Genomic DNA, 16868 nt, shown 5'->3' on the forward strand with positions numbered 1-16868 from the left:
AATCATACGCCGATTTCCGAGCATTTGGGTAAAACGTTGGGTAAAACGCGATTCGCGGCGATTTCCGTCGGCAGGACGCCTATTAACCACCTAATAACACATAAAAATTAGATGAAACTAATAGAAGAGCCATGGTGATGTTGAACCATTTGAGCCGCGACGGTTCGGAGAGCCATTGCCGGAGAGCCGAGCCGAAGCCAGCCCAGGTCGAAACGCTCGGCACGTTGACGAGCGCGAAGACGAGGCCGACGGCGAGTACGCTCAATAGATAGCTGTCGCCGCTCGTATAGGTGGCCATCGCCGAGACTGCCATGACCCAGGCCTTCGGATTCACCCATTGAAAGGCAGCGGCCTGCAGGAAGGTCATTGGCCGCGCGCTCGCCTTGCCCTCACCGAGCGATCGCGAGGTCCCGATCTTCCAGGCGATCCACACGAGATAGCCGCCGCCGGCAAATTTCAGCGTGGTGTAGACGAGCGGCACCGAGTGGAGCAGCGCGCCAAGCCCGAGACCGACTGCGAGCAGGAGCACGAAGAAGCCGACGCCGATGCCTAGCATATGCGGAATGGTGCGCGCGAAACCGAAGTTCACGCCTGAGGCAAACAGCATCATGTTGTTCGGCCCCGGCGTAATCGACGTCGTGAAGGCAAACAGGAACAGGGCGAGCAGCGTATCCAGTTGCATGCATTTCCTCCTGCAGCGCAGCGCCGCCGTGGCGACGCGCCCATTTGCAGCGCCGTGCGTCTCTCTTCAGACGCACAAAGGTCGCTGTAACACTCTGAATTGCTGCATGGTTTTGTCCTTCAATCGTTTCCGATTTAAGGAACCATGCAGCGGCTGATTTATCGTGGCAATCCGTCAGAACCGGAATCGGTTCCAGGTAATTTAAGTCAGCCTACCTGACCTAAAGGCAAAGACCAGCTGGTATTTGTCATGGTGATAAAACCGGAATTGATGGGCGGTCTTCCGTCAGCGAATCCGGCATTCGACAGTTGCCTTGACAACATCCCGAACGCGTGGAAATTGGCCGCGTTCGCGATGAGGAAACGCTCAGATGGCACAAAATATCTACGACAAACGCGAATTCTTCGCAGGCTACAGCCAGCTCCCGCGATCTGTGCACGGGCTCGATGGCGCCCCCGAATGGCCGGCGATCCGGGCCATGTTGCCGGACCTCAAGGGCCTGCGTGTGGTCGATCTCGGCTGCGGCTTCGGCTGGTTTGCCCGTTGGGCACACCAGAACGGTGCGGCCCATGTGCTCGGACTGGACGTCTCCGAGAACATGATCGCGCGTGCGAGGAAGGATACCGGCGACATGGCGATCGAATATCGGATTGCAGATCTCGATCATCTCGTGCTGCCGGAAGCGAGCTTCGATTTCGCCTATAGCTCGCTCGCCCTTCATTATATCGAGGATTTCGACCGGCTGGTGCGGACCGTCCATGCCAGCCTTGTGCCCGGCGCGCATTTCGTCTTCACGATCGAGCATCCGATCTACATGGCGCCGACCAAACCGGGCTGGTCCAGCGATGCGGACGGCGGCAGGATCTGGCCGCTCGATCGTTATTCGGTCGAGGGGAAACGTATCACCGATTGGCTGGCCAAGGGCGTCGTCAAATATCACCGCACGATCGGCACGACATTGAACGCGCTCATCAAGGCTGGCTTCTCGATCCGCCACGTCGAGGAGTGGAGCCCGACGGCGGAACAGATCGCCGCCACTCCCGATCTCGCGGAAGAGGTGGACCGCCCAATGATGCTTCTGGTCGCCGCCCAGCGTTAGGAATGAACATCCAGAAAGCGGATACCTATTTCCGTTTTTGTGCCTTTCGCTTCTCTTTCGGCGCAGCGCCCGGATTTGCCGCCTCCTCGGCGGCTTCCTTTTCCAGCCGCAATTGCCGGAGGCGGGCCGTCTTCTTCTCGCGGGCAATCTTCTCCTGTTCCATGATGGCGCGTGAAGCGACCGTCGCCTGGTCGGCGCGGTCGGATGGAGTTTTCTTGGCCGGCTTGAACACGCCGTTGCCCTGATTTTCCTTCATTAATCTTCCTCCTTTCCTACTGCATGTTTCCTTAAATCGTAGGCGACTCAAGGACAAAAACATGCAGCAATTCAAAGTACTACAGCGGCCTTTGCCCGTCCGATAAGAGGCGGCGCTGTAGGACAAATAAAAAAGGCCGGGCGAACCCGACCTTCCCTCATCATCTCAACCTGCCAGTGCCAGTACATCCGTGGTCAAAGGCAGGGAGATGATAATCTCGTCCGATGCGATCATGGAGCACAATCGCGTGCGCAACCTCAAAGGGCGCGCAGGTTTTCCGCGGAGGACTTGCCCGTGCGCCGATCCTGGGTAAGTTCGAAGCTCACCTTCTGACCATCCTTGAGGGTGGACAGGCCGGCGCGCTCGACAGCCGAGATGTGCACGAACACGTCAGGCGTGCCGTCATCCGGCTGGATGAAACCAAAGCCCTTGGTGCTATTGAACCACTTTACTGTTCCGGAAGCCACGTCGATATCCTTTCAATCGCTCATGAAAAACACCATCACGTTTCCGCGACGTATTGAAACCGATTTTGTCAGGATCTTCGTGACGATGCGCCAAGGCGCAGAAACAAATATCGTCGATCAACATCGATTTAATCTAGGTAGGTCACAATTGTGTCTCTTGCAAGGCGCGGTTTGTTTTTATTTCTCGATGACTTAGCGGCACCGCCTCACCATTTCGTTGTTGCGCCTGTACGAGCGCCGGGTGCGCCGCACCGATTAGCGACGCTTGTCCTTATGGACTTTCTTCGATCGCATCTTAATCTTGGATCGTCTACAGCGCCGCGCGTCCTATCAGCCGCGCCAAGGACGCTGCAGCACTTTGACTTGCGTAGCCAAACCCCCGGGGCGATTTCCGATGCACGATATTATCCCGACCACCACTTTTCCCGATGGGCGAAAGGTTCCTGTACTGGGCCAGGGCACCTGGCGCATGGGCGAGAACCGCGCAAGGGCGGCGGAGGAAATCCGCAGCCTGCAAGCCGGGCTCGAACTCGGCATGACGCTGATCGACACAGCGGAAATGTACGGTGATGGCGGCGCGGAACGCATCGTCGGCGAGGCGATCAAAGGCCGGCGCGACGAAGTCTTTCTCGTCAGCAAGGTGCTGCCCTCCAATGCCAGCCGTTCCGGCACCGTTGCCGCCTGCGAGCGCAGCCTGAAATATCTCGGTACCGACCGGATCGATCTCTATCTTCTGCATTGGCGGGGCGGATACCCGCTTGCCGAAACCGTCGCCGCCTTCGAGATGCTGAAGAAGGCCGGCAAGATCGGTGCCTGGGGCGTCTCGAATTTCGATGTCGACGATATGGAGGAGTTGGAATCGGTGCCGGACGGCCTGAATGTCGCGGCCAACCAGGTCCTCTACAACCTCGCCCGCCGCGGCATCGAATACGATCTCGTGCCCTGGTGTCGCGACCGCAGCGTGCCGGTCATGGCCTATTCGCCGCTCGACGAGGGGCGGCTGCTTCACAACGCCGACCTGATCCACATCGCCAAGGCACATCAGGCGACGCCTGCGCAGGTGGCGCTCGCCTTCCTCAAGAGCCGCCCGGACGTGATCTCGATCCCGAAGACCGGCTCGGCCGACCGCGCCCGCGAAAACCGCGACGCGATGGACATTCATTTCACGGCGGAAAACCTCGCCGAGCTGGATCAACTCTTCCCACCGCCAAGGAGGAAGATGCGGCTGGAGGTTATATAGCGCCGGACATCATTATTCGTTTGAATTTGCCCCTCATCCGCCTGCCGGCACCTTCTCCCCGCACGCGGGCCGAAGGAAACAGGTGGCGCCGCCTCGATCCAGTCCCCTCTCCGCGCGGGCCGCGCGCGGGGAAAGGGCTAGTCCTCGGGTTAAACCCGAGGAGAGGGGCAACTGCTATTCAGCGACGCCACTTTCAGGCAGCCATCACATCCCCTGCGCGCCCCGGTTCATCGCGGCGATGCCGGTGCGGCAGACCTCGATCAGGCCGAGCGGCTTCATGATGGCGATGAACTGCTCGATCTTCGACGGCTTGCCGGTGATCTCGAAGACGAAGTGCTCGATATTGGCGTCGATGACCGAAGCACGGAACGCATCCGCGAGCCTGAGCGCCTCCACGCGGTGGTCACCGGAGCCGTGCACCTTGACGAGCGCCAGTTCGCGCTCGATCGGCCGATCGTGACCGAGGCTGGAGGCGCGAACCGTGAGGTCGACGACCCGATGCACGGGCACCAGCCGTTCGAGCTGGTTCTTGATCTGCTCCAGCACGTGCGGCGTACCGCGCGTGACGATGGTGATGCGCGACAGATGCGCCTCATGTTCGGTCTCGGAAACCGTCAGGCTTTCGATGTTGTAGCCGCGGCCGGAAAAGAGGCCGATGACGCGGGCGAGCACGCCCGGCTCGTTGTCTACGAGAACGGAGAGCGTATGCGTTTCGGCAAGTTCCGTCTCCTTGGCGATGAAATAGGCAGAGCCCGTCGGCTGAAGATGTGCACTCATTTTGTTCTTTCCTACCTTTTCATCAGACGAGCTGGCGGCCCTTGGCGTCGATCGCATTGGCGACCGCTTCGTCCGTCGCCTCGTCGGGCAACAGCATTTCGTTGTGCGCCTTGCCCGACGGGATCATCGGGAAGCAGTTGGCGAGGTTAGCGACGCGGCAGTCGAAGATGACCGGCTGCGGCGTGTCGATCATCTGGCGGATCGCCTCGTCCAGTTCGCCCGGCTTTTCGCAGCGGATGCCGACGCCGCCATAGGCCTCCGCCAGCTTGACGAAGTCCGGCATCGCTTCCGTATAGGAGTGCGACAGGCGGTTGCCGTGGAGCAGCTGCTGCCACTGCCGGACCATGCCCATGTACTGGTTGTTGAGGATGAAGATCTTGACCGGCAGCCCATATTGGACCGCGCAGGACATTTCCTGGATGCACATCTGGATCGACGCATCGCCGGCGATATCGATGACGAGGCTCTCCGGATGCGCCACCTGGACGCCGACGGCGGCCGGGAAGCCGTAGCCCATGGTGCCGAGGCCGCCCGAGGTCATCCAGCGGTTCGGCTGTTCGAAGCCGAAGAACTGCGCCGCCCACATCTGGTGCTGGCCGACTTCGGTGGTGATGTAGGTGTCGCGGTCCTTGGTGAGTTCATAGAGCCGCTGGATCGCATATTGCGGCATGATGACGTCGTCGTTCGGCGTGTAGGCCAGCGAATTGCGCGCCCGCCACTTGGCGATACCGGTCCACCAGTTTTCGAGCCGCGCTTTGTCGACAGTCTTCGCCGCAGCGCGCCACAGGCGGACCATGTCCTCGAGTACCGTCGCGACATCGCCGAGGATCGGAATGTCGACGCGGACGTTCTTGTTGATCGACGACGGGTCGATGTCGATGTGGATCTTCTTCGAGTTCGGCGAAAACGCATTGAGGCGGCCGGTGATGCGGTCGTCGAAGCGCGCCCCGATGCAGACCATGACGTCGCAGTCGTGCATGGCCATGTTGGCTTCGTAGGTGCCGTGCATGCCGAGCATGCCGAGCCAGTTCTTGCCGGAATGCGGATAGGCGCCGAGGCCCATCAGCGTCGAGGTGATCGGGAAGTCGGTGAGTTCGACCAGCTCGCGCAGGAAATGCGATGCCTGTGGGCCGGAATTGATGACCCCGCCGCCGGAATAGATGATCGGCCGGCGCGCCGTCTTCATCAGCTCGACCGCTTCCTCGATCTTCTTCAGATCGCCCTGCGTCTTCGGCTGGTAGCTCTTCTGGGTCGGAACGGCGGACGGCGGCGTGTAGGTGCCGGTCGCGAACTGGACGTCCTTCGGAATGTCGACGACGACCGGCCCGGGACGGCCGGACTGCGCGACGCGGAAGGCCTCGTGGATGATGCGGGCGAGATCGTTGACGTCTTTTACCAGCCAGTTGTGCTTGGTGCAGGGCCGCGTGATGCCCACGGTGTCGCACTCCTGGAAGGCGTCCGAGCCGATCAGCGGGGTCGGGACCTGGCCGGAGATGCAGACGAGCGGGATCGAATCCATCAGCGCGTCCTGGAGCGGCGTGACCGCATTGGTCGCGCCGGGGCCGGAGGTGACCAGCATGACGCCGACCTTGCCGGTGGAGCGGGCATAGCCCTCGGCCATATGGCCGGCGCCCTGCTCGTGGCGAACAAGAATGTGTTCGATCTCTTCCTGCTGGAAGATCTCGTCATAGATCGGAAGCACGGCACCGCCGGGGTAGCCGAAGATATGCTTGACGCCATTGTCCTTCAGTGCCTGGAGAACGATCTCCGCGCCGGTCATCTGGTTTTCTGTTCCGCTCATTGGCCTGCTTCCGTCCCTTTTCAAGGTTTGGGGTGTGATTAGCTTTTCTCAGGGCATAAAAAAAGGCCCCTTCAGGAGCCTCGTTCAGCGCATGGGTGGCTACCGCCGGATGGTTACACCATCCCGCCCATGCGCCGTCCCACCACAAGAATAACCGCGAAATTTTTCATGGGGCGATTTGATAAACAGAAAAATCCTGCCCGTCAACGCCTTTTCCGACTGCGCGCAAAGGGCGAAAGAAACAGGGATATTTCGATAAAAGCGCGAAACCACTTATTAAATCCCCTCCGCTAATCTATCGAGCTATTCGTCGCGTGAGGTGCTGAATTGCTTGACAGTGATCGTCATTCCTCGGTCCCTGCCGGAGAGCAGGATCGCCGTGACAACCTTAAGCCCGGCAATCGCTTTCTCGGTCGTGTCGTTGGCTGCAGCGGCTCGCGCGCAACGATCGCCGCAGTTGCCGAAGACGGCGAAACCTCGCTGACGGAACTGTGGTCCGTCGGTCGCCTGATTTCCATTTCCGTCGGCGCCAACCGCGTCGTGGCGCTCGTCTACGCCATGCAGACCGTCGCCAGCGAATGGGGCGAGCAGACAAACAACACCTTCCGCATCGAGGTCGAACTGATGGGCGAGGTCCATGTTGATCCGGATGGACGCGAGTCGTTCTCCACCGGCATCAGCCAATATCCCTATCTCGGCGCCATCGCCCACCGCATCCGCGCCACCGACCTCGCCCGCATCTACGAGACGGGCCAGACGGACAGCTGCGTCATCGGCAAGCTGACCCAGGACGAGAGCCTCGACGCCACGATCCACGTGCCGTCGATGCTCGCCAAGCACTTTGCCATCGTCGGAACGACCGGCGTCGGCAAATCGACCGCCGTCACGCTGCTGTTGAACAAGGCGATCGCCGCCGATCCGAAGCTGCGCGTGCTGATCCTCGATCCGCACAACGAGTTCGCCGCCGCCTTCCCGGAGCATGCGGTCGTCATCGACACGGACACGCTCGACCTCCCCTTCTGGCTTTTCCGGCTGGAAGAGTTCGCGGAAGTCGTCTTTCGTGGACGCCCGCCCGTGCCGGAAGAGCTCGACATCCTGCGCGACATCATTCCCGATGCGAAGAAGGCCTTCAAGGGCGGCGAATCCGGGCTGATGCGCCGTCAGAACGAGAAGAGTTCAATCACCGTCGATACCCCGGTGCCCTACCGGATCGCCGATCTGCTGGCGATGATCGATGAGCGCATCGGCCGTCTGGAGGGCAGGACGGACAAGCCGCACCTGCGCTCGCTCAAGATCAAGATCATCTCGGCGATCAACGATCCGCGCTACCATTTCATGTTCTCGTCGAACACGATCCAGGACACGATCCAGGACACGATCGCCAAGATCTTCCGCATTCCGGGCGAAGGCAAGCCGATCGCCACCTTTGAGCTCGCTGGGATTCCTTCGGAAGTCGTCAACTCGGTCGCCTCGGTGCTCTGCCGCATGGCCTTCGAAATCGGGCTCTGGAGCGACGGCGGCATCCACATGCTGGTCGTTTGCGAAGAGGCGCACCGCTACGTGCCGGCCGATGCCTCGCTCGGCTTCCTGCCGACCCGCCAGGCGATCGCGCGCATCGCCAAGGAAGGCCGCAAATACGGCGTCTCGCTCGGCATCATCACGCAACGCCCGGGCGAGCTCGACCCAACAATCCTGTCTCAATGCTCGACCGTCTTCGCCATGCGGCTTGCCAATGATCGCGACCAGGAGATCATCCGCTCGGCGATCTCGAATTCGTCGATCTCCACCACCAGTTTCATCTCCTCGATCGGCAATGGCGAAGCGATCGCCTTCGGCGAGGCGGTCGCCGTCCCGATGCGCATGCGCTTCACCCGCGTCGACGACCGGCGCCTGCCGCGTGCCCACGGCATCACCGACAACGTGGACGACGACGACGCGCCTAGCGTCGACTTGCGATCGATCGTCAGCCGGATGCGGGCGGTCGCCGGGCCGGACATTTCAAACTTCCAGCAGAGCTATCTGGCAGCGCAGACCGTCAAGGCGTCGACCTTTGAGGACGACGAACCCATTGAGGACGCCGCCCGCGGCGCCGATCTGCCATCTGAGGCTGAAGCCTGGCACGAGCCGGAGTTCGAGCCTTACCGGCCGGACATGCTTCCACGCCCGGACCCGGTCAACCCGCAGCTCGAGCGTTTCAACCAGATCCGTGAGCAGATCCTCTCCGGCCAGGCCGAAAGGGAAGGCAGTCCCAGACCACAGGCACCGGATCCGCGCCTCGCGCACCCCACCACCGAGCCGCGCCGCGAGGGCTCGCTGCGCGAAAGCCTGCTCAAGCGCCCGCTCGGCAGCCTCATCCGCAAATAGAGTCGCGAACGCAACGCGGCTCTTCGGCAAATCGTCCATCCGTGTTTGCAATCGTGAGTTGACATTCCTGTCACGCGGACGAATCCTTCCTGCTGCAATATCGAGGCGACCGAACTTCAAGGAATGCAGAGACTGGACAGGAAGTAGCGACGGCAATTTCGGGAGGAGCAGATGTCCGTTTTGTCGACCATGCCTCCGCGCAAGCTCCGAATCTTCGCCTTCGATCCGAGCATGGGGCGGCGACACGAAACGCTGCCGCTCAACGAGGTCATCGTTTCGATCCCTTGGGAAATGGACAAGCTCGACCCCGGCGTGCCGTTCGTCGGTCCTGTCGGGGAATATGTCGAGGTGATCGACTTCGACCCGTCGCTCGATCTCGTCTACGCGCCGGTCAACCTGCATGATCCGAGCCTGCTTGCCGACAATGGCCTCAGGCCCGCGGAATGGAACCCGCAATTCCACCAGCAGATGACCTATGCGGTAGCGATGAACACCATCGTCAATTTCGAGATTGCCCTCGGCCGGGTCGCGCTCTGGGCGCCGCGCGACCGCGACGAGCAAGGCCGGTGGATCAATCCGCAATATGTCCAGCGCCTGCGCATCTATCCGCACGCGCTTCGTGACGCCAACGCCTATTACAGCCCCGAAAAGAAGGCGCTCCTCTTCGGCTATTTCGCGGCCGGCGAAGGCCAGTCGGGCGCACCCGCCGGAACGATCATATTCACCTGCCTCTCCCACGACATCATCGGCCATGAGACCTCCCACGCGCTGCTCGACGGCATGCATCCGCGCTTCAGCGAGGCAACCAATCCGGACGTGCTCGCTCTGCACGAGGCTTTCGCGGACATCGTCGCGATCTTCCAGCATTTCTCCCATCCGGACGTGTTGAAGGACCAGATCGCCCGCACGCGCGGCGACCTCGAGAGCCAGAACCTCCTCGGCCAGCTCGCCCAGGAATTCGGCCAGGTCCTCGGCCGCGGAACGGCGCTGCGCGACGCGCTCGGCGGCTGGAAGGACGGGGTCTGGCGGGCGCACGAGCCCAATCCGAGGCTTCTGCGCGAGACGGAGGAAGTGCATGACCGCGGCGCCATTCTGGTTGCCGCCGTATTCCGGGCGTTCCTGTCGATTTATCGCGCGCGCATATCCGACCTGCTGCGCATCGCGTCGAGCGGCACGGGAATCCTGCCGGCGGGTGCGCTGCATCCCGATCTCGTCAACCGGCTGGCGCAGGACGCGTCGAAATCGGCCCGGCACATCCTGCAGATGTGCATTCGCGCGCTCGACTATTGCCCGCCCGTCGACGTCACCTTCGGCGACTACCTGCGCGCGATCATGACCGCCGACCGCGATCTCTACCCCGAGGACGAGCACAACTATCGCGTCGCGGTGATGGAGGCCTTCCTGGCCTGGGGCATCGTTCCGCGCGATATGCCGATCGTCTCCGTCCAGACGCTGCTCTGGCCGACGATGGCCGAAGCAGCAGCCGATTACAAAGCCGTCTTTCCCAGACTGAGCGATCTCAAAGGTGATGTCGCCTATCTGCTTTCACGCCCGCTCGAAATGATCGACGAGCTCAAGAGCCGGAGCGACTTCCACGACAGCGAGGGCCAGACGTTCCTGGACGGCCTGGACCGCACCGCCCAGGAGATCTTCAACGAGTTGAACAAGGCGATGGGCAACCGCCTGCCGGAGACCGCCAAGCGGTCGAAATCGTCGCTCCGGGAAATTCTCGGACGCAATCTCCTCGAGCTCGGGCTCGAGGCCGACCGGAAGGTCGAATGGTTGGCGCGCGACCTCTACGGACGGCTGTTCTGGGGGCTCATCACCGAGGCCAAGAATGCGCCGCTTCGCGACATCATCCGCATCCGCACGGATGCCGACGCGCCGGCGACGATCCGGCGCAGCAAGATCGTCAACGGCCCGGCGATCGAAGTGCACAGCGTCCGCATGGCCGCGCGCCGCGGCAACCGCGACCAGATGGAGCGCGAATATGTCGTCGAACTGACGCAGACCCGCCACGGTTACCTCGACCCGAAGAAGCAGGAGGCGGCGGACAAGGGCAAGCCGCCGAAAGGTCCCCACGATTTCTATTTTCGCCGCGGCTGCACGCTGCTTATCGATGCCGAGACCTTCGAGATCCGGCGGGTCATCCGCACGCCCGGCGACATCTGCGACGACGCGGAGCTCGAAAGAATGCGCGCATACCTGACCAGGCAGGCGCGGAGCCGGGAAAACGCCTTCACCGCCCGCGGGAGCAAACCCGTTCGACCGGAGATTTTCGCCCATCTTCACCGACAGGGGAGCTAGGAGGAGCCGATGCCCAGAATGGAGGCGCCCGAGTCCGGTGTCACGGTGCGCATGTATCGGCAGGGGCATGGCGACTGCTTTCTGCTGGCGACGCGCAAGGTAGACGGCAGCGCCTTTTACATGCTGATCGACTGCGGCCTGTGGACGAACTCCGAGATCAAGCCCGAACAGACGATCGACAAGGTGGTCGCCGACATCGGCGAAGCGACCGGAAACCGGCTGGATGTCGTGCTGGTGACCCATGAGCATATGGATCATGTCAATGGTTTCGCGGCGAAGGACCCCACGACGAGAAAGCCATGCTTCGATCCGATCGCGATCGGCGAGCTCTGGCTGGCATGGACGGAGGACGATGATGATGCGTTTGCCAACAGTCTGCGCGAACGCTTCCACGACACGCTGCTCGCCCTGATGGGCGCCGACGAACGGCTCGATCGTGCCGGCTTCGGTGTCCATTCTCCGAACCGCACGATGCTGCGCGATCTCCTGTCCTTCGAGACAGGGGAGGATGCCGCCGACGGGCTCCGGGAACGCTTCAGGGAAATCAAGCGGCGCCACCCGGCTCTGTCGGCGCGAAAGCAGGGCGCGCTCGCCATCGAAGGGATCACCAACAAGCGCGCCATCAAATATCTGCGCGACCGGATCGCCGGCGACCCGGTTGTCCTTCGGCCCGATCACGATCCTTACGGATTGCCGGGCGTCGATGGGGTGCGCGTCTACGCGCTTGGGCCGCCACGCGATGTCGAGCTGCTGCTGTCACTGGAACCACAAGGCGAGGAAGAGTTCAGGCTGTCAGCCGATGGCGCGACATTGAGCCTGCTCGCGGCGACGCTCGACGGCGGCCCGGAAAACGCCAGCCGCACGTTCGACCCGCGCTTCGGCATTTCGCGCAAGGACGTCGAGCGGAGCCACGATGCGTTCCTGAAAGCGTTCTTCGTCGACCACTATGGCGTCAAGGGCAAGCGCGCTGCCGAGGCCTGGCGGCAGATCGACAACGACTGGCTCGATAGCGCGGAAACGCTGGCGCTCAGGCTGAACGACGAAGTGAACAACACGAGCCTCGTCATCGCGATCGAACTCCCGAGCACCGGCAAGGTGCTGCTCTTCACCGGCGACGCCCAGCGCGGCAACTGGATCTCCTGGGCGCCGCTCAAATGGAGCGTCGACGGCCGAACCGTCACGGCGCGCGACCTCCTCGGCCGGACGGTCCTTTACAAGGTCGGCCATCACGGCAGCCACAATGCCACGCTCGACGGAAGCGTGGGGGCGGCCTATGCCAACCTTTCCTGGCTGGCAAGCAACGCCTTCCAGGACGAATTCGTGGCGATGATCCCCGCCAATACACCCTGGGCGGCGCACAAGGATAAGCCGTGGGAGCATCCGCTCCGCTTCATCGAGGAGAGGCTCATGCAGAAGGCCCGCGGTCGCGTCTTCCGCAGCGATGTCGACCATGTCGCTAAGCCCGGTGACATCGGCGCCGACGAGTGGCAAAAATTCAAGCGGATCGAGACCGACCTCTTCTTTGAATACACCGTCACCGACAGTCCGACGTGAGCGTTTGTGGGAACCCGCGGTAGGGCCTCCTGGATCCTTGCGCCTGCTCGAGCGTTCGTAGCGTAGCCCGGACGGAATTCGACGGAGGTTGTCATGGACGACGCCCACGCTTGGGAAACGGAACAGAGGCTTTGGCTCGAAGGCCCGGACAGCTATCGGAAGCTGGTCGACAAGCAATGCATCATGGCGTTTCCTGCTCCGGTAGGCCTCATGCAGGGCGCCTCGATCATCGACAGCCTGGAGGGCGCGCCGCGATGGGATCGTGTGGTCATCACCGACAGAACGATCGGCCGCCCGGCGCATGGCTGCGTGGTTCTAGGATATCGTGCCGAAGGTCATCGCGCGGATAGAAAGCCCTACGCCGCCTACTGCACCTCGACCTATTGCGATACCGGAGTGGGTTGGAAACTCGTGCAGCACCAGCAGACGGCAATCGAGTGATGGGCCAGCACTGCCGGCACGTCCTAGGAACCGCATGGCACGGGCGTGCGTTTTCATCCAAGCTGTTTGAACAAAATTCAGGACCGGTATCATGGAAGAGATCCTCCGGCGCTTCTTCGAGCGATACGAAACCATGGCCAATCGTGTGCTTGCCGCCGAAATGGATGTCGGCGAGACGACCTTCGCTTTCGCCTCCGAGTTCATCGCCGCTTCGCCCGCAGGCGTGCTTGCCGGCAAGAACGACGACAGCCTGAAGGTCTCGATGGCGAGGGGCTATGCCCGTTATCGCGCGATCGGCACCAAGGATTTGAAGATCCGCAACACCACCATCACGCCGATCGATAACCAGCATTTCCTCGTCAGGATCGACTGGCGCTCCACCTACGACGTGCCGGACGGACCTGACATCACCATCGATTTCGAGGTCCACTATCTGGTCCAGGTCCGCAACGACGAGCCGAAGATCTTCGGGTGGATCAGCGGCGACGAGGAAGCCGTGTTGAAGGAACACGGCATCGGCTGATCACCAATTTACAGTAGGCGCTCCGGCCCTTCGATTCGCTGCCAGCTGTCGTCCAGTTGGTTGCGGAACCAGGTCATCTGGCGTTTGGCGTACTGCCTCGTAGCGGCGGCCCCGGTCGCGATCACCTCGGCCTCGCCGATCTCGCCCCTGAGCATTGCGGCGATCTGCTGGACGCCGATCGCCTTCATCACCGGCATGTCGGGCGAGAGGTCGAGCGCAAGCAGAGCACGCACCTCGTCGACTGCCCCGCGCTCCAGCATGGCCTCGAAGCGGCGGTCGATCCGGCTGTGCAGAAGGGCACGATCCGGCAACACGACGATTTTTTGCGCCCTGTCGGGATCGACGATCATCGGGCCGCGATTCCGCTGGAAGAGGTGGATCGGCTTGCCGGCCGCTTGGATCACCTCGAGCGCGCGAACGATCCGCTGTCCGTCGCCCGGCCGCAATTCAGCGGCGGTTTTCGGGTCTCGTGCGGCAAGTTCCGCATGGAGCGCCTCCGCCCCCTCCTCCTTCAGCCGCGCGCGCAATGCATCACGGATCGTCGCCGGTATCTCCGGCATATCGGAAAGCCCGCCCGTCAGCGCCTTGAAATAAAGCCCGGTGCCGCCGACGAAGACCAGCACCCGGCCCTCTTCGCGCAACCGGGCGACAAGGGCCTCCGCCTCGCGCAGCCAGGCGCCGGTCGAGTAGGCCGCTCCAGCAGGCACATGGCCGTAGAGAAAATGCTCTACCCCGCCCATCTCCGCCTCGTCCGGCCGGGCAGTCAGGATCTTCAACGTGTCGTAGACCTGCATGCTGTCGGCGTTGATCACCGCGCCGCCGTGCCGGCGGGCGAGTTCCACCGCAAGCGCGGACTTGCCGCTGGCGGTTGGCCCGGTTATCAGGATCGCGTCCGTGTCTCTTTCAAGGTTCTTGATCATGGCTCTCGTTGCCACGCTTATCGCCAATCCGTCAAATCCTGTTCTGACGCCTGCGCTGGCGGAAGCGGCGGCGAGCGCCGTAAACGCATCCGGGGTCTACTGGCTGGCGGACGGCGTCGCCTGCGACATCGCGCTTACGGACGGCACCGATCCGGACGCCGCCGAGGTGCGGTTGCGCGCCGAGGTGAACGGCTTTCCGATCGACGTCGCGGTGCAGGATGCCGAAAGCCGTCGCAAGAAGTTCCTGATCGCCGACATGGATTCGACCATGATCGGCCAGGAATGCATCGACGAGCTTGCCGCCGAAGTGGGTCTCAAGGAAAAAGTTGCGGGGATCACCGCCCGCGCCATGAACGGCGAGATCGCCTTCGAGCCAGCGCTAATCGAGCGCGTGGCACTCTTGAAGGGCCTGCCCGGCAGCGTCATCGACGAGGTGATCGCCAAGCGGATCACGCTGACGCCGGGCGGCAAAGAGCTGATCGCGACCATGAAAGCCAAAGGCCACTACGCCGCCCTCGTTTCCGGTGGCTTCACCGTCTTCACCGGCCCGATCGCCGCAAAGCTCGGCTTTGACGAGAACCGCGCCAACGTGCTGATCGAGAAGGATGGCACGCTCACCGGCGAGGTCGCCCATCCGATCCTCGGCAAGCAGGCCAAGGTCGACGCGCTCATCGACATCTCCGGCAGGCTCGGAATTTCGACCGCCGAGGTGATTGCCGTCGGTGACGGCGCCAACGACCTCGGCATGCTGCAGCTTGCCGGCACCGGCGTCGCGCTGCATGCAAAACCCGTGGTCGCCGAACAGGCGAAGATCCGCATCGACCACGGCGACCTGACGGCCCTTCTCTATCTCCAGGGCTATCGCAAGACGGATTTCGTGGCGTGATCATCCGCCAGACCAGCAGGCTGTGCATTCGCGGTTGGAAGGAGAGCGATCGCGACCTCTTTGCCGAGATCAACAGCGATGCGAAGGTCATGAAGTTCTTCCCCTTCCGCCGCAACCGCGCGGAATCGGACGCGCTGTTCGATCGGATCGGCCGCGGCATCAGCGAAACCGGCTTCGGCTTCTTTGCGCTCGCATTGCGCGACAGTGACCTCCCGATCGGTTTCTGCGGCCTGGCACTCACCGATCTGGAGCCGCATCTGCCGAACGGTACGATCGAAATCGGCTGGCGGCTCGCCCTGCCCTTCTGGGGCAAGGGCTATGTGACAGAGGCGGCGGCAGCGCTCCTCGACTACGGCTTCACCGAACGACGCCTCGGCGAAATCGTCTCCTTCGCCGTGCCCGCGAACACCCGCTCCACTGCGGTGATGAAGCGGCTCGGCATGCGGCCGGACCCCAACCGCGACTTCGACCACCCGTGCGTGCCCGATACGCATGCGCATCTGAAGCGCCACCTGCTTTACGCGATCACGGCGGATGATTGGGCGCGCGGCGTTTCGGCGCAGGGTTAGGCGCCTTTCCGACCGGGATAACAGCGCTCGATCCACGCGACGAAACGTCTGGCGGGTTCGGAGAGCGCATCGAACCGCCGCACAACCAGCCAAAAGGCACCATAGCGAATGGAAAAGTCAAATGCCTGGACGAGACGCCCGGCGTTGAGATCGTCGCGCACATGATCGCGATCCATGAGCGCGACACCGTGACCGCGGAGCGCCGCTTGAAGCACAAGTGCCCCGTCGGCGAAAATGGCGCCGCGCTCGACCCGCACTTGTCCCGCCCCGGCAGCAGCGAACCATTGCTCCCAGAGCCCCCTGGTGTCCTCGTGCAGAAGGCCGTACCGCAAGAGATCCAGCGGTTCGCGCAGCGGCCGAGGCGCGAGCGCCGGCGCCATCACCGCGATCATCTCGACATCACCAAGATGCCTGGCCTCGACACGAGGCCATGAGGTGACCTTGGCACTGTGCCGAATGGCAACGTCGACATCGTGGCCGCGAAGTTCAACGAGCCGGGGATCAGCGTCTATGACGAGGTCGATTTCGGGATTTTCCGCCTGAAACTGCGCGAGATGCGGCACGAGCCAGCAGCCGGCGAAGGAGGGCTCGGCACTCACAATCAGCGTTCCGGCCCGCTTCGCGCCGCAAAGCGCATCGAGGCTTTCGCCGATCCGGTCGAAGGAATGCGTCAGTACCGTCAGCAGCGCCTCGCCATCCGCGGTCAGGCTGACGCTGCGATGATGCCGCTCGAACAGTGGCTTGCCGATCAGGGCTTCGAGGTCGCGGATCTGACGGCTGATCGCGGCCTGCGAGACGAAGAGCTCCGCCGCAGCCTCGGTGAAGCTGCCGAGCCGCCCAGCCGCCTCGAAGCTTCGCAACGCCGTGAGGGGCAGCCGGCCGCGTTTCATGCATAACCTCAAGTCATCCAAGACCGACTGTAAACTCGTTTGAGGAGGGGCGGCAAGTGCGCTGAAATCAACCGCAGCAACGGACACATGCG

16 protein-coding genes are annotated in these 16868 nt (G+C 62.5%); 9 read left to right on the forward strand and 7 right to left on the reverse strand.

Annotated elements, in window-relative coordinates:
* Nucleotides 1-82 precede the first annotated feature (82 nt).
* Complete coding sequence (locus tag FKV68_RS13650) at nucleotides 83-682, reverse strand: LysE family translocator (RefSeq protein ID WP_180938343.1); 600 nt, start codon at nucleotides 680-682, stop codon at nucleotides 83-85.
* Between the two features lie 370 nt (nucleotides 683-1052).
* On the opposite strand from FKV68_RS13650, the gene FKV68_RS13655 reads away from it, so the two are divergent.
* Entirely contained in the window at nucleotides 1053-1781 is a 729-nt protein-coding gene (locus FKV68_RS13655) for a class I SAM-dependent methyltransferase (protein ID WP_180938344.1), read from the forward strand.
* 25 nt (nucleotides 1782-1806) lie between these two features.
* Here the strand turns inward: FKV68_RS13655 and FKV68_RS13660 are convergent, their stop codons facing one another.
* Together FKV68_RS13660 and FKV68_RS13665 are read right to left on the reverse strand one after the other, a co-directional pair.
* Nucleotides 1807-2037 (reverse strand): hypothetical protein, encoded by a 231-nt coding sequence (locus FKV68_RS13660; RefSeq protein WP_180938345.1) that lies wholly within the window; start codon nucleotides 2035-2037, stop codon nucleotides 1807-1809.
* 257 nt (nucleotides 2038-2294) lie between these two features.
* The gene (locus FKV68_RS13665) at nucleotides 2295-2504 is read right to left on the reverse strand and encodes a cold-shock protein (protein WP_180938346.1); all 210 of its coding nucleotides are present in this window, start codon (nucleotides 2502-2504) and stop codon (nucleotides 2295-2297) included.
* A gap of 394 nt (nucleotides 2505-2898) precedes the next feature.
* On the opposite strand from FKV68_RS13665, the gene FKV68_RS13670 reads away from it, so the two are divergent.
* Complete coding sequence (locus FKV68_RS13670) at nucleotides 2899-3744, forward strand: aldo/keto reductase (RefSeq protein WP_180938347.1); 846 nt, start codon at nucleotides 2899-2901, stop codon at nucleotides 3742-3744.
* A gap of 204 nt (nucleotides 3745-3948) precedes the next feature.
* Here the strand turns inward: FKV68_RS13670 and ilvN are convergent, their stop codons facing one another.
* Together ilvN and FKV68_RS13680 are read right to left on the reverse strand one after the other, a co-directional pair.
* Nucleotides 3949-4521 (reverse strand): acetolactate synthase small subunit, encoded by a 573-nt coding sequence (ilvN, locus tag FKV68_RS13675; protein WP_180938348.1) that lies wholly within the window; start codon nucleotides 4519-4521, stop codon nucleotides 3949-3951.
* A gap of 22 nt (nucleotides 4522-4543) precedes the next feature.
* Nucleotides 4544-6322: an acetolactate synthase 3 large subunit gene (locus tag FKV68_RS13680; RefSeq protein WP_180938349.1), complete on the reverse strand. Its 1779-nt coding sequence runs from the start codon at nucleotides 6320-6322 to the stop codon at nucleotides 4544-4546.
* Between the two features lie 327 nt (nucleotides 6323-6649).
* Between FKV68_RS13680 and FKV68_RS13685 the strand changes: the two genes are divergently transcribed.
* From FKV68_RS13685 to FKV68_RS13705, 5 genes are all read left to right on the forward strand, one after another.
* Nucleotides 6650-8686, forward strand: coding sequence for an ATP-binding protein (locus FKV68_RS13685; RefSeq protein WP_180938350.1), 2037 nt, complete (start codon nucleotides 6650-6652; stop codon nucleotides 8684-8686).
* A 171-nt stretch (nucleotides 8687-8857) separates the two neighbouring features.
* Entirely contained in the window at nucleotides 8858-10993 is a 2136-nt protein-coding gene (locus tag FKV68_RS13690) for a gluzincin family metallopeptidase (RefSeq protein WP_180938351.1), read from the forward strand.
* Nucleotides 10994-11002: 9 nt separating this feature from the next.
* A complete protein-coding gene (locus FKV68_RS13695) occupies nucleotides 11003-12547 on the forward strand; it encodes an MBL fold metallo-hydrolase (protein ID WP_180938352.1) in 1545 nt (514 codons plus the stop codon).
* Between the two features lie 93 nt (nucleotides 12548-12640).
* A complete protein-coding gene (locus FKV68_RS13700) occupies nucleotides 12641-12988 on the forward strand; it encodes a hypothetical protein (RefSeq protein WP_180938353.1) in 348 nt (115 codons plus the stop codon).
* A gap of 91 nt (nucleotides 12989-13079) precedes the next feature.
* On the forward strand, nucleotides 13080-13511 hold the full coding sequence (locus tag FKV68_RS13705; RefSeq protein WP_180938354.1) for a nuclear transport factor 2 family protein: 432 nt from the start codon (nucleotides 13080-13082) through the stop codon (nucleotides 13509-13511).
* Nucleotides 13512-13519: 8 nt separating this feature from the next.
* Here the strand turns inward: FKV68_RS13705 and miaA are convergent, their stop codons facing one another.
* Nucleotides 13520-14431, reverse strand: coding sequence for a tRNA (adenosine(37)-N6)-dimethylallyltransferase MiaA (gene miaA, locus FKV68_RS13710; RefSeq protein ID WP_180938355.1), 912 nt, complete (start codon nucleotides 14429-14431; stop codon nucleotides 13520-13522).
* Between miaA and serB the strand changes: the two genes are divergently transcribed.
* Nucleotides 14430-15317, forward strand: coding sequence for a phosphoserine phosphatase SerB (gene serB, locus FKV68_RS13715; RefSeq protein WP_180938356.1), 888 nt, complete (start codon nucleotides 14430-14432; stop codon nucleotides 15315-15317). The two genes, miaA and serB, sit on opposite strands and share 2 nt — an antisense overlap.
* Complete coding sequence (locus tag FKV68_RS13720; protein ID WP_180938357.1) at nucleotides 15314-15886, forward strand: GNAT family N-acetyltransferase; 573 nt, start codon at nucleotides 15314-15316, stop codon at nucleotides 15884-15886. The genes serB and FKV68_RS13720 overlap by 4 nt, the downstream gene beginning before the upstream one ends.
* Here the strand turns inward: FKV68_RS13720 and FKV68_RS13725 are convergent.
* Entirely contained in the window at nucleotides 15883-16776 is an 894-nt protein-coding gene (locus FKV68_RS13725; protein ID WP_180938358.1) for a LysR substrate-binding domain-containing protein, read from the reverse strand. The two genes, FKV68_RS13720 and FKV68_RS13725, sit on opposite strands and share 4 nt — an antisense overlap.
* Between the last annotated feature and the right edge of the window lie 92 nt (nucleotides 16777-16868).

Origin of the sequence: Sinorhizobium mexicanum (assembly GCF_013488225.1) — a bacterium.
Classification (GTDB): domain Bacteria; phylum Pseudomonadota; class Alphaproteobacteria; order Rhizobiales; family Rhizobiaceae; genus Sinorhizobium; species Sinorhizobium mexicanum.